The following is a 515-nucleotide window of genomic DNA, read 5'->3' as shown; positions in this document are numbered from 1 at the left end:
CGGTCAGCGTCAGTTGGCGTTTATCGCCATGGTGATTGCTCAGGATACGGACTACGTTTTCTTAGATGAACCGCTGAACAACTTGGATATCAAGCACTCATTGCAGATCATGAAGGTGATTCAAAGGCTTGCTCATGACATGAACAAAGCAATGGTGGTTGTGATTCACGATATCAACTTTGCGGCGTGCTATTCCGATGTCATTCTGGCGCTTAAACAAGGCAAAGTGGTGGCAAGTGGCGCGGTTGAAGAGGTGATTCAGGCAACAACATTGGAAGACATCTACGAAACGCCATTTAACATCATTGAGTTAAATGGCAAGCGCATGTGCACTTACCATTAATCTGAACCAACTTGTTGCCTTTAACGAACTGCAATAGACAGGCGAGCTTACTTAGTGAGCTCGTCTATGATTGGACAGCGACTTTTTGCATCGCCGGGACAAGCCGATACCCAACCTTCCAACTGCTTTTTGATTTCCATCAGGTGAGCAATTTTCTCTTCTACTTCGCGCA

2 pseudogenes are annotated in these 515 nt (G+C 45.8%); one reads left to right on the top strand and one right to left on the bottom strand.

The window, feature by feature from the left end:
- Nucleotides 1-343: pseudogene (gene vctC / locus R7Z47_RS26895) on the top strand (iron chelate ABC transporter ATP-binding protein VctC); the annotation flags it as partial.
- Nucleotides 344-390: 47 nt separating this feature from the next.
- Here vctC and R7Z47_RS26890 read toward each other — a convergent pair.
- Nucleotides 391-515 (bottom strand): annotated as a pseudogene (locus tag R7Z47_RS26890) (Cu(I)-responsive transcriptional regulator); the annotation flags it as partial.

The sequence above is a fragment of the Vibrio sp. 1641 genome, assembly GCF_033339995.1.
Taxonomy (GTDB): Bacteria; Pseudomonadota; Gammaproteobacteria; order Enterobacterales; family Vibrionaceae; genus Vibrio; species Vibrio alginolyticus.
This window is presented reverse-complemented; position numbering and strand designations above follow the sequence as displayed.